This window comes from Actinomadura sp. 3N407 (genome assembly GCF_052245875.1).
GTDB lineage: Bacteria > Actinomycetota > Actinomycetes > Streptosporangiales > Streptosporangiaceae > Spirillospora.
In genome coordinates this window covers 252678-262186 of record NZ_JBQQBP010000012.1, presented here as the reverse complement: position 1 = coordinate 262186, position 9509 = coordinate 252678, and the positions used below count along the sequence as shown (strand labels likewise).

The 9509-nt window shown below is 68.3% G+C and carries 5 protein-coding genes and 41 tRNA genes; 45 read left to right on the top strand and 1 reads right to left on the bottom strand.

Features of this window, described 5'->3' with window-relative positions; all coding sequences use genetic code 11:
- Positions 1-359 precede the first annotated feature (359 nt).
- The 45 genes from ACTWPP_RS29005 to ACTWPP_RS28785 all read left to right on the top strand — a co-directional run bounded on the left by ACTWPP_RS29005 (position 360) and on the right by ACTWPP_RS28785 (position 8910).
- A tRNA-Trp gene (locus ACTWPP_RS29005) sits at positions 360-431 on the top strand.
- 310 nt (positions 432-741) lie between these two features.
- Positions 742-815 (top strand) — tRNA-Ala (locus ACTWPP_RS29000).
- A gap of 150 nt (positions 816-965) precedes the next feature.
- Positions 966-1041, top strand: a tRNA-Pro gene (locus ACTWPP_RS28995).
- 132 nt (positions 1042-1173) lie between these two features.
- Positions 1174-1252 (top strand) — tRNA-OTHER (locus ACTWPP_RS28990).
- Between the two features lie 5 nt (positions 1253-1257).
- Positions 1258-1330, top strand: a tRNA-Glu gene (locus ACTWPP_RS28985).
- 322 nt (positions 1331-1652) lie between these two features.
- Positions 1653-1796 (top strand): hypothetical protein, encoded by a 144-nt coding sequence (locus ACTWPP_RS28980; RefSeq protein ID WP_443107532.1) that lies wholly within the window; start codon positions 1653-1655, stop codon positions 1794-1796.
- 28 nt (positions 1797-1824) lie between these two features.
- Positions 1825-1899: transfer RNA gene (locus ACTWPP_RS28975), tRNA-Pro, on the top strand.
- Between the two features lie 101 nt (positions 1900-2000).
- A tRNA-His gene (locus ACTWPP_RS28970) sits at positions 2001-2072 on the top strand.
- A 261-nt stretch (positions 2073-2333) separates the two neighbouring features.
- Positions 2334-2406: transfer RNA gene (locus ACTWPP_RS28965), tRNA-Phe, on the top strand.
- Between the two features lie 115 nt (positions 2407-2521).
- Positions 2522-2596, top strand: a tRNA-Arg gene (locus ACTWPP_RS28960).
- Positions 2597-2813: 217 nt separating this feature from the next.
- Positions 2814-2888, top strand: a tRNA-Gly gene (locus tag ACTWPP_RS28955).
- 33 nt (positions 2889-2921) lie between these two features.
- A tRNA-Lys gene (locus ACTWPP_RS28950) sits at positions 2922-2994 on the top strand.
- 15 nt (positions 2995-3009) lie between these two features.
- A tRNA-Arg gene (locus tag ACTWPP_RS28945) sits at positions 3010-3082 on the top strand.
- A 142-nt stretch (positions 3083-3224) separates the two neighbouring features.
- Positions 3225-3440 (top strand): hypothetical protein, encoded by a 216-nt coding sequence (locus ACTWPP_RS28940; protein ID WP_443107531.1) that lies wholly within the window; start codon positions 3225-3227, stop codon positions 3438-3440.
- A gap of 111 nt (positions 3441-3551) precedes the next feature.
- Positions 3552-3639: transfer RNA gene (locus tag ACTWPP_RS28935), tRNA-Leu, on the top strand.
- Positions 3640-3642: 3 nt separating this feature from the next.
- Positions 3643-3718, top strand: a tRNA-Gln gene (locus ACTWPP_RS28930).
- A 100-nt stretch (positions 3719-3818) separates the two neighbouring features.
- Positions 3819-3891 (top strand) — tRNA-Leu (locus ACTWPP_RS28925).
- 143 nt (positions 3892-4034) lie between these two features.
- Positions 4035-4107 (top strand) — tRNA-Thr (locus tag ACTWPP_RS28920).
- A 12-nt stretch (positions 4108-4119) separates the two neighbouring features.
- A tRNA-Gln gene (locus ACTWPP_RS28915) sits at positions 4120-4196 on the top strand.
- Between the two features lies 1 nt (position 4197).
- Positions 4198-4271: transfer RNA gene (locus tag ACTWPP_RS28910), tRNA-Thr, on the top strand.
- Between the two features lie 131 nt (positions 4272-4402).
- Positions 4403-4474, top strand: a tRNA-Gly gene (locus ACTWPP_RS28905).
- A gap of 54 nt (positions 4475-4528) precedes the next feature.
- A complete protein-coding gene (locus ACTWPP_RS28900) occupies positions 4529-4882 on the top strand; it encodes a hypothetical protein (protein ID WP_443107529.1) in 354 nt (117 codons plus the stop codon).
- Between the two features lie 124 nt (positions 4883-5006).
- A tRNA-Leu gene (locus ACTWPP_RS28895) sits at positions 5007-5095 on the top strand.
- Positions 5096-5101: 6 nt separating this feature from the next.
- Positions 5102-5189: transfer RNA gene (locus tag ACTWPP_RS28890), tRNA-Ser, on the top strand.
- A gap of 5 nt (positions 5190-5194) precedes the next feature.
- A tRNA-Ile gene (locus tag ACTWPP_RS28885) sits at positions 5195-5271 on the top strand.
- Positions 5272-6164: 893 nt separating this feature from the next.
- Positions 6165-6254 (top strand) — tRNA-Ser (locus ACTWPP_RS28880).
- Between the two features lie 4 nt (positions 6255-6258).
- Positions 6259-6332, top strand: a tRNA-Lys gene (locus ACTWPP_RS28875).
- Between the two features lie 7 nt (positions 6333-6339).
- A tRNA-Arg gene (locus ACTWPP_RS28870) sits at positions 6340-6412 on the top strand.
- 5 nt (positions 6413-6417) lie between these two features.
- Positions 6418-6493: transfer RNA gene (locus ACTWPP_RS28865), tRNA-Lys, on the top strand.
- Positions 6494-6529: 36 nt separating this feature from the next.
- Complete coding sequence (locus tag ACTWPP_RS28860; protein WP_443107528.1) at positions 6530-6835, top strand: hypothetical protein; 306 nt, start codon at positions 6530-6532, stop codon at positions 6833-6835.
- A gap of 82 nt (positions 6836-6917) precedes the next feature.
- Positions 6918-6993: transfer RNA gene (locus tag ACTWPP_RS28855), tRNA-Met, on the top strand.
- Positions 6994-6998: 5 nt separating this feature from the next.
- Positions 6999-7071, top strand: a tRNA-Asn gene (locus ACTWPP_RS28850).
- A 148-nt stretch (positions 7072-7219) separates the two neighbouring features.
- Positions 7220-7292 (top strand) — tRNA-Asp (locus tag ACTWPP_RS28845).
- Position 7293: 1 nt separating this feature from the next.
- Positions 7294-7366 (top strand) — tRNA-Val (locus ACTWPP_RS28840).
- Between the two features lie 28 nt (positions 7367-7394).
- Positions 7395-7467: transfer RNA gene (locus ACTWPP_RS28835), tRNA-Val, on the top strand.
- An 86-nt stretch (positions 7468-7553) separates the two neighbouring features.
- A tRNA-His gene (locus ACTWPP_RS28830) sits at positions 7554-7626 on the top strand.
- Between the two features lie 76 nt (positions 7627-7702).
- Positions 7703-7781 (top strand) — tRNA-Glu (locus tag ACTWPP_RS28825).
- Positions 7782-7828: 47 nt separating this feature from the next.
- Positions 7829-7903, top strand: a tRNA-Met gene (locus ACTWPP_RS28820).
- 72 nt (positions 7904-7975) lie between these two features.
- Positions 7976-8049, top strand: a tRNA-Met gene (locus tag ACTWPP_RS28815).
- A 6-nt stretch (positions 8050-8055) separates the two neighbouring features.
- A tRNA-Asn gene (locus ACTWPP_RS28810) sits at positions 8056-8129 on the top strand.
- Between the two features lie 144 nt (positions 8130-8273).
- A tRNA-Asp gene (locus tag ACTWPP_RS28805) sits at positions 8274-8347 on the top strand.
- A gap of 1 nt (position 8348) precedes the next feature.
- A tRNA-Val gene (locus tag ACTWPP_RS28800) sits at positions 8349-8423 on the top strand.
- Positions 8424-8514: 91 nt separating this feature from the next.
- Positions 8515-8587 (top strand) — tRNA-Val (locus ACTWPP_RS28795).
- Positions 8588-8738: 151 nt separating this feature from the next.
- A tRNA-Arg gene (locus ACTWPP_RS28790) sits at positions 8739-8812 on the top strand.
- A 25-nt stretch (positions 8813-8837) separates the two neighbouring features.
- Positions 8838-8910: transfer RNA gene (locus ACTWPP_RS28785), tRNA-Cys, on the top strand.
- Positions 8911-8977: 67 nt separating this feature from the next.
- Here ACTWPP_RS28785 and ACTWPP_RS28780 read toward each other — a convergent pair.
- On the bottom strand, positions 8978-9475 hold the full coding sequence (locus ACTWPP_RS28780) for an HD domain-containing protein (RefSeq protein WP_443107527.1): 498 nt from the start codon (positions 9473-9475) through the stop codon (positions 8978-8980).
- Positions 9476-9509: the final 34 nt, after the last annotated feature.

Genomic DNA, 9509 nt, shown 5'->3' with positions numbered 1-9509 from the left:
CGTGCACTACCAGGCATGCCCCCGGCCTGACCTTCCGCACGCACCCCGCGCGATCGGGCATCGACACCAACACCCCCTCACCCCCTACAACCAGTGCGCCCTTGGCTGTCCCGCGACGCCCGGGGGTCACCGGCGCCCCCGGCACGTCACCCGCCCTGGTTCCACACCATCACCGCAGGCTGACCCCTCCGCCGCTGGACGCGGCCGGAAAACCGTTCGCGGACCCCGCCGATGTCGGCGATTCTGGAGTCCCCGGGCCGGCACGCGCCCCGGCCCGGGCACACGTGAGCACCGCGAAGATCGTCCACAAAAAACGACTTGCAAACTTCAGTATACCGGTGTACAGTTTAGATTGTTGGGCGAGAGAGCCAACGGATAGGCGACCGGCCTCCAAAGCCGGTGACAAGCAGGTTCGACTCCTGCCTCTCGTGCGCACCCGCCCCGCTCATCGCCGGGGGATGGGTCCGAGCATTGAAAACTCCACAGTGGAAGACACCCAAGAGGTGCCCGCCCTCCACGGCGGGCACCCGAAATACACCGGGCGGGTGCGTCGTGTGACTCCCAGAGGCAGGGCTTCGGCCCGTCAGCCCCCGTGGCTTCGACCATCCGCACCGGATCAAACGTTCTCGGACGGGCGGGCACCACCGCATGCGTGCGGGCGGAGTCGCGTGAGACCAGATCGGGTACGGGCTTCGGCCCCCAACCCCGTAGGGGCAGCGGCCCCGCCCGTCCGAGAACCCTGGGCCTGTAGCTCCAACGGCAGAGCAGCTCCCTTGCAAGGAGAAGGATGCAGGGTTCGAATCCCGCCGGGTCCACGTAAGACTTGGGGTCGCGGAGGGTTGAGCGGACAGACGTCCCGAGAGTAGCGGGCATGGCCGCGACCGCCGACGGCAAGGGCGAGTACTCGCCGCGAGCCGCCGGAATCCGTCCGGCCGGGGGCACCCGGCCCGGACGGAACCAATCAACGGGAAGAAGGGGAGGTAGCGCCCCACCTGCCTTGGGAGCAGGAGATGCGCGGTGCAAGTCCGTGCTTCCCGACCAAGCAGCCACGACGAGGAGGGTGGTCACTGGCTGGCCGGGGGTGGTACCCCGGTTACGACAGCCAGGACCGTGGAGGAGGTAATCCCTTCCAGCGGCCCGCCCCGGTCACCGCCGGGGCCGGGCCGCGAACATGGGACAGGACGGTGCTCAACGGCGCTGAAACCCGCACGCGGGCCGACGCCGATCCCGGGTTCGACTCCCGGCTGTTCCACGCGAGCCGCGTTGGTCGATCAGGCAAGACACCGGATTCTCAATCCGGAGATGGCGGGTTCGAGCCCCGCACGCGGTACGGCGACGCCATACGACGTCGCAAGTCACATCCTGAGATCCCTCGCCGCGGGCCGCGTCTGCCCCCTCCAGGGAGCGTCGCCCTTGGGTCGCGGTTTCGACTCCCGCGCGAGCGGCGGGACCTCACGACCTGGCGCTTGGGGCAGAAAGGTTGTCGACCAGGACGAAGCCTCCACGGGGACCGTCCCGGGACCCCGGTTCGATTCCGGGCTGCTCCACGGGGGCCGAACGGCTGAACTCCCCGCACGGCCCCTCATGGGAGATGGGTACGCGGGCCGGGGGTTGCCGCCCCCGGCCCGCACAACACGGGACAGGAGCGCGTGATGCGCGAGAAGAACCGCCGCACCTACCCCCGGCTCCGCAAGGACGGTCCCGACGGACGCGCGAACCGGCGCGCCCGCGCCGGCCGAGCGCGGAAGGACCGCAAGACCCGCGTCCTACTCGACCGGACGCACACCAGCGAGTAGCGGGCCGCCCACGCGGCGGCCCACGAATCGGGATGTAGGTCAGCTTGGATAGACGGCTCCCTTCGGAAGGGAGAGGACGCTGGTTCAAATCCAGCCATCCCGACGGTTGACCGTTGAACGCACGCCCCCGAGCGGCGCGGGCCTCGCACCCCCACCGACGCGGCACGCAAGTACACGGCCGGGCCCGTCTGTGCGAGGACGGGCGGCGTGGTAGCTCAATCGGCAGAGCCCTCCCGATGAGGGAGGAGATCCGGGTTCGAATCCCGGCCGCGCACGAAGTCGCTAACCGGCGGAGCCCCAGAGGCCCCGCGCGGGACCCGCGGCCCGACGCAAACGAACGCACGCCCCTACGGGGGGTTCGGTCCGTCGGGTGACGCCCCTTCGGGGGCGGCGTCTCGGGGAAGGGGAACCCCGGAAACGAGGCGCCAACAGACGGGTGGGGTGCACACCCGGCCGTTAGTCGGCGGCCGGGGACGGCGCGGCCCAAGGCGCGCCACGGAGAACCGGCGACTTACGGTCATGCCGCGCACGCCGCACGGAACTCAAGCTCATGCGGATGAGCACCGGTGTGAAGTACCGGAGGCAAGAGGTTCGAATCCTCTGGGTTCCACAAGGCGGGAAGGACCCGGAAGCGTCTCGCGAGGTGCGCGGGAGGGGCGCCGGGGACGGAAGGAACGCCGCGGCAGCCCGGACCGGTATCACCGGGCGGCTCGTTTCCCGCCTCTGCTCGCATAGCTCAGTAGGACAGAGCACCCGGCTACGAACCGGGAGGGCCGCAGGTTCGAATCCTGCTGCGAGTACGACGGACAGGATACGGGCGAGCGTTCGGCGCCCTGAGGAGCAACTCGTCCTGGAGCGGGAGGGTACCCCGCAATGTCCACGGGTAGCGAAATACACCGGTTGAAAATCGTCCGTGGTGGGGGTGGGGGAGAGACATAGGCCCCACCGAGGCAGTACGGCGGTAATGCTGCCCCCACGGCTTGGCGGTTGCTCCCGGGTCACCGGAGGAACCGCCGCTCCGCACAAGCATTGGTGGTGATGCGCCCGGCTTCCAATCGGGTGAACCGAGTTCAACTCTCGGGTGCGGGACCAAGACCAATACGCGACGCCCACGTCGCCCAACTCGCCGCTCGCGCCCGACGGGACGGGCCCCAGGCTCTTACCCTGGCTTGAAGAGGTTCGAGTCCTCTGGGCGGCACCGAGCACCTCCCGGGCCTCCGTAGCTCAACGGACAGAGCAGCCGCCTTCTAAGCGGACGGTAGTGGGTTCGACTCCTACCGGAGGCACGCACCGGCACCCGCCGCCACACCATGCCCCGCCGGGGTAAGCGCCCCCGGTGCCCGAAGGAAGCGACACACGTCAATGAACTACCCGAAGGCCCGGTTGGGGCCCCTCAGTGCAGCCATGGTGATCGCTGCACTGGTCACCATGGCTGCCCCCGAATGCCACCCCATCCCCAACGCGTCCAAGCCCACCACACCAGCCGAATGCGACAAGCAGGGCGGCTACTGGGCCGCTCGGGAATGCTGGTTCGGAAAGGACGCCGAGATCGCCCGATGCCGCGACCAGATCGACAACCCTCCCGGCAAAGCGTGGGACTGGGACTTCGACCGCGACAGGTGCGTCCTAGTCGCCGATAAATAACGAGAGCGGCGGCCCCTCCAAGGCCGACGGCAGAACCCGACCGCCGCGGCCATGCACGACATCGGCGTGGCGTCCCCGCCCGTGGACAGAACCTCAGGCGGAACGCCCCACGCGGGAGTGATGGAACTGGGATACATGCCAGGCTCAAACCCTGGTGCCTCACAAAGGCGTGCGGGTTCGAATCCCGCCTCCTGCACCACAATGCTGGGTGGTCCAGTCGGAAGGACGCCGCGCTCTGGACGCGGAGATCGCAGGTTCGAACCCTGCCCCAGCAGCCACCAACCCCCGCCGCAGGGATCCGCTCGCCGTCGCGCACGGCTGCGGCCCCGCCCTCGTAAGGCGGGAGGCCCGGGTCGGCACCGGGCGGCGGCTTCACAGGCGCTCGTACTCCAGCGGCAGAGAGGCCACGTTGAGGTCGTGGACAGCGCAGGTTCGAATCCTGCCGAGCGCACGCAATCGGGGGCTGGTGGCGGCAGCCATCAACCGGCGACAGCGCCGGGGTCCGTTGGTCGGGCGGCGGTCCAGGCCAACCCGCCGGAGGAGAACCCGCGTACCCGGGTGCGCGGTGATGGACCTCCGGCGGCCATGTTTCGCGCCTCCGTAGCTCAGCTGGCAGAGCACCCGCCTTGTAAGCGGATGGCCGGCGGTTCGAACCCGCCCGGAGGCCCTACATCATCATTCCGGGATGCCGCGCTGGTGTCGGCAGCAGGGCCTTGACCCCTGTCCCCGCAGGTTCGATTCCTGCTCCCGGAGCCACGCCTTCGAAGCTGCAACGGTCGCAGCACCCGCCCGGTACGCGGGAGATTGCCGGTTCGAATCCGGCCGGAGGCTCTGAGGTGGCGCACACCGCCACCTCGCCGCGACCGGGCCCGCGGAGACCAAGCGTCGACCAAACCGCTGCGACCCTTTGGGGGAATCCCGTGTTCCCCAGGCCGACGCCCCTGCGCACCCGGTCGCGTCACGTGGGTGAAGTGTTGACGGAGGCACCCCGGCATGCCACGCCGGGAGGGCGGGTTCGAGTCCCGTCACCCACTCGCTGGATGCCGCGCCGGTTGAGCACCCGGCACTTGAAGCAAGGGAGACCCTAGATGACGACCTGGTGGGCAGCATTCATCGGGCCCGGCGCCTTCCTCCTGATCATGGGCGGAACGATGCTGATAACCCGGGTTACTGAGCCGCGCCGCCGCGTGCCGAACATTATCAGCGTGGCCAGCGCCCGGCAGATGCGCACCGCCGAGCGGTACATCGCCCGGCTGGAAGCATCCGGCCGTGACGAGACCATACGGATCAAGTTCGCGTTGACCGGGCTGACCATGTGGCTGCGCCAGGAGGCCACGTACGGCCCCAACCGGCACCGGCTGCGTCGGGCCCGACAGCTTGAGTACTGGGAGACTCGACTCGAAGCAATCAACCACCGACTGGGCTTGCCCACCGAGGTGTGAGCGACGAGTCGACGCCAAGCGGCGGTGATGGTTCTTCGGCGCTTTCGGCGTGCAGGGCCTGCGCCGCCGTGGAACCCCGATGCGCCGCTCCGGCTTCACCTCGACGCGGCGCACACCAGAACATGCGCTCGTGGCGGAAGTCGAGGTAGACGCGCCGGGCTCAGAACCCGGTACTCCGTGAGGAGTGTGTGGGTTCGAATCCCACCGAGCGTACGCAAAGGAGAGCTGGCCGAGAGGCAAGGCGCCCGGTTGCTAACCGGAGGCCGGGGCCGCACGCCCCGCGCAGGTTCGACCCCTGCGCTCTCCGCCCATCCTCGGGTAGCCAAGCAGGTCAAGGCTCCGCTCTGATAAGGCGGGACGCGCAGGTTCGAACCCTGCCCCGAGGACCATCACCTGCTCGTTCCAGAACGTAGCGGGCCCGCTCGGCGCGGCGGTTCCCGAGAAGCGGCAGAACAGCCTCCAGCGCGTACGTGATGTCGGTCTTGTTGGTGACCCGCCACGTCCAAAGCGGCTTCCAGTGGGGCTTGTCCCGCCGGGCGGGCAGAAGGTACGCCGACCCGACGCCGGTGAGGCGGGCCACGCGCGTGACGACATCGCGGTCGGTCGAATCGACCGTGAGAAGAAAGCGAGAGTGCTTCGCGCCGGGGCCGGTGCCGATGTATCCCTCACCTTCGATGATCCCCGCCACCCAGCCCCACGCTTCGTTCGTTTCGGGCTGAGGTTCACGCGAGGAGACCGGGCGCAGGCCCTGGCGATCAGCAACAGCTTGGGCTTGATCCCGACGTCTTTCAGAGAGCAGCGGGGCGATGATCTCGTACAGGCTGGCGATCGCGCCAGCCTGGTAGACGGCCCACCCGTACGGCTGTTTGTGGTGCGCTTGCCGCTTCGCCGGGTGATAGACGGACCCCACGTTCGTCATGCTTCGGATGCGTTCGATGATGTCCGCGTCGGTCATGACGACACGGATCGTTCCGTATCGGTGCCCGCCCAGACCGAAGGTTCCCTCGCCTTCGATGATCCCGGCGAGCCAAGCGGCGTCGGCGGGAGCCATCCACTGCACAACCTGGCGAGGATTCCGGCACTCCAGGCACCGGTCTCCGCCGCTCTTGCCCACCTTGGCTCCGCAGCCACCGCAGTTGGAACGGGTGGCCCGCCGGTACTTGCACTGGTTGCACAGGCGGCGGCGATCTTTGGTGAGGAAGGAGCTGCCGCAGTCGCCGCATACGCGCTCGACAGCGCCGGGGAGGCTCATCCCTCTCAGTGTATTCGCTTGTTTGTTCGAGGAGAGGCCAGCCGATGGATGGCGACGGTCGCGGTCTCGAAAACCGTTGGAGGCTTTGCCCTCGTGTGGGTTCGATCCCCACCCTCTCCGCTTTGCCGCTCGCGCCCGACTGGACGGGCACCGGGCTTTTACCCCGGGTTGAGGTGGGTTCGAGTCCCCCGGGCGGTACGTACGAGCGTCGCTGGCGCAACGGATAGCGCAGCGGGTTTCTACCCTGCCGGTTCCGGGTTCGGATCCTGGGCGACGTACGCACGGCGCAGTGGGCAAAATGGAGAAGGCCACCGGACTTTTCACTCCGGAAATTGCGGGTTCGAATCCCGTCTGCGCTGCTGGTGGAATGACCACAGTGGAAAGGGAACCCTCCCATGCGCATGAAGACGCCCCCTTCGCAGTACGCGGACACCGTCGTAGAGATCCTGTCCGGGGAGTTCGCGGATCTGGCCGCCGACCCGGCCGTGGCGCGGGTCCTGCACCGCAAGATCGCGGAGTATGTGGCTGGGCCGGCGGCCGGGTTCGAGTGGATCGTCGACTGGCCGAGCGTGGCGAACTGGAGACTCAAGCCCGACCAGGAGCGCCCGGGACGGCTCCGGCTGGCCTGCTACAAGCAGACGCCCTCCGACACCGACCGGGCGTTGGAGGAGAAGGTCAACGCGCGCCTGGCCACGCTGTAACGGCGCGTGCAGCCCCCCGCGAGGGGCTCCAGGGTGTTCTGCTGGCCGGTCCCGCTTGCCGGCCAGCGGAGCTCCATGACATGGCGCGGTAGAGGAGTTCGGTCGTCCTCGCTGGTCTCATAAGCCAGAGATCGTCGGTTCAAATCCGATCTGCGCTACTCGTTCCGGCGTCGCCCAATTGGCAGGGCAGCGGGCTGTTAACCCGTCAGGTGGAGGATCGAGACCTCCCGCCGGAGCTGCTGAACTGGGGCGAACACTGCGCTGCGCACGGCCGGTAGCGCGGCCCCGCTGGCCCGAGGTGGTGCACCGTCTCGGGCTGTGGTGCGGGGGGCATCGGTTGCAAGGGTTCGCCCTTGACCACGCCCGTTCCCCGGTTCAGCCCCTGCTCGTGTAGCTCAACGGATAGAGCACCGGTTTGTCAGGCCGGGAGGTGCGGGTTCGAATCCCGTTACGAGCGCGCTCGCGTAGCTCAGTTGGCAGAGCACCGTCTCGACATGGCGGTCGGCGCTGGTTCGAGTCCAGCCGCGAGTACCTCGCCCGCCCCGCCCGGGCGGGTTGATGACCGGTAGCTCAATTGGTGGAGCAGCTGTTTCACACGCAGCAGGTCGCAGGTTCGATCCCTGTCCGGTCAACCCGGCGCGCACCGGGAGCTGCCGCCTTCACCTGGCGGCGTGACGGTTCCTGGTTGCGCGCCGCCCCTCGGTTCGCTGGGGGCGTGGTGTTCGAGGTGTTCACGGTTGGCACACCGGGCTGTGATCCCGGAAGAGAGGGTTCGAGTCCCTCCGGGCACCCTTCTTGCATGGGCCTGGTCCGCAGCTGGGCGGCCGCACCGGCACGATCCGGCCGGTGCGGCGCGCCCCTATGTATGGCGCAGTAGACGAAACGGATAAAGTCACCTGCCTTTCAAGCAGGGCATATGCGGGTTCGAATCCCGTCTGCGCTACCAGGAAAAACGAGTCGTCCAAGCGGGCCATGCGGCCTACAATGGGACACAGCGGGATGGAGCAGTTCGGTCAGCTCGCCGGGCTCATAATCCGGAGGTCGCAGGTTCAAATCCTGCTCCCGCCACTACCCTGCCCGGGGTTCACGCCTCGGGTCCGACAGCGGGTGCCTCCCTCGACGGGGCACCCGCTGTTTCACTGCTCGGTGGCGCAACTGGTAGCGCGCCCGTCTCATAAGCGGGGAGGTTCCGGGTTCGAATCCCGGCCGAGCGACTTCGATCTGGTGTAGCCAAGTTCGGTAAGGCAGCCGGCTGTTACCCGGCGTATCGCAGGTTCGAGTCCTGCCACCAGAGCTGCTGGACCTGGGAAACAAACCTGCGCCGCGCCCACTCCGGACAAGCGGCGCGCTGCCGCCGGAGGCGAGTCGACACCTCCATCAGGCGGGAGCGAACGGCGGCCCTTCGGGGCGTTATTCCGGGGCCCGGGTCCAGCCCCTTGCCTGTGCAGAGCAGTCGGAGTGCTCGCCGCCCTGTCACGGCGGAGATCGCCGGTTCAAGTCCGGTCACAGGCGCGCTCGCGTAGCTCAACCTGGTAGAGCAGCGCCTCGACACGGCGAAGGTTCGTAGGTTCAAATCCTGCCGCGAGTACGTCGGCCCCTGGGTGAGACGGCCCCGGCAACGTCACCCTCATCCCGGTGGCGGGGGAAGCGTTCCATGACCCCGGGGGCCGGCGGGTCAGTGACCGGTAGCTCAATTGGCGGAGCAGCTGTTTCACACACAGCAGGTCGCAGGTTCGATCCCTGTCCGGTCAACCCGGCGCGCACCGGGAGCCGCCTTCACCTGGCGGCGTGGCGGTTCCCGGGTGCGCACCGCCCCCGGGGGTTTCGCTGGGGGCGTGGTGTTCGAAGTGTTCACGGTTGGCACGCCGGGTCGTGGCCCCGGCCTTTACGCCGGGCTGCCTGAGCCCTCTTAGCTCAGTGGAGGAGAGCACCCGCTTCCGGAGCGGGGGGTCGCAGGTTCGAGTCCTGCAGAGGGTGCGGTGGCCCTGATTCGGGGCCGCGCGGCGTGGTTCTCGCTGGTGCGGGCGGCGGCCTGCAAAGCCGACTGGGTCTGGGTTCGATTCCCGGCTGCGCCTCAAGGGTGTCTTCCACTGTGGAGCGCTGAAGAGCCCGACCATTTGAGATCGGGCTCTTCAGCATCCCCTATCTCTGGCTTGCGTCGCCTCGCGTAGCCGCCCGCAACTCGTGGTAGGACGCGGCGAATGCCGACCACCAGCCGTTCGGGGCGCCGTTGATGATGGCTTGCGCGAGATGCTTGGCGGGTTCGGTGCGCAACGCGGCGATCGAGGTCTCCTGCCATGGCTCAGCGGGGTGGCCCTGCGCCATGTACTCGGTCGCCTGCAGCAGCGTTTCGATCTTGTCGGCGTCCTTGGCGACGCGCGCCTCGAGCGTTTCGACGGCTTCGTACTCGGCGACCAGGTCCTGGATCACCTTGGCGACATCGCTCGGCATTGCGGAGGTCTGGTGGGCCGTGACGGCCTCGGGGGCCGCGGTGCGGACGTATGCGCGCCCGACGCTGGGGACGTCGCCGATCTGGCGTGGTGGCCCGAGAACTCCAAGTGCGCCTACCAGGAGGCTTTCCGGAACCTGGACCGGGCCCTGCGCGACCTCGGTAAGCGGCCCTCGGATCTTGCTGCTCAAGGCACGACAAGTTCGACTCTCCACACCCCCCTTC

Bases quoted from the DNA above. Each gene is read 5' to 3' on its own strand.
- ACTWPP_RS28900 (WP_443107529.1), top strand. From the start codon at position 4,529: ATGACGACCTGGTGGGCAGCATTCATCGGGCCCGGCGCCTTCCTCCTG.
- ACTWPP_RS28980 (WP_443107532.1), top strand. From the start codon at position 1,653: ATGCGCGAGAAGAACCGCCGCACCTACCCCCGGCTCCGCAAGGACGGT.
- ACTWPP_RS28940 (WP_443107531.1), top strand. From the start codon at position 3,225: ATGGCTGCCCCCGAATGCCACCCCATCCCCAACGCGTCCAAGCCCACC.
- ACTWPP_RS28860 (WP_443107528.1), top strand. From the start codon at position 6,530: ATGCGCATGAAGACGCCCCCTTCGCAGTACGCGGACACCGTCGTAGAG.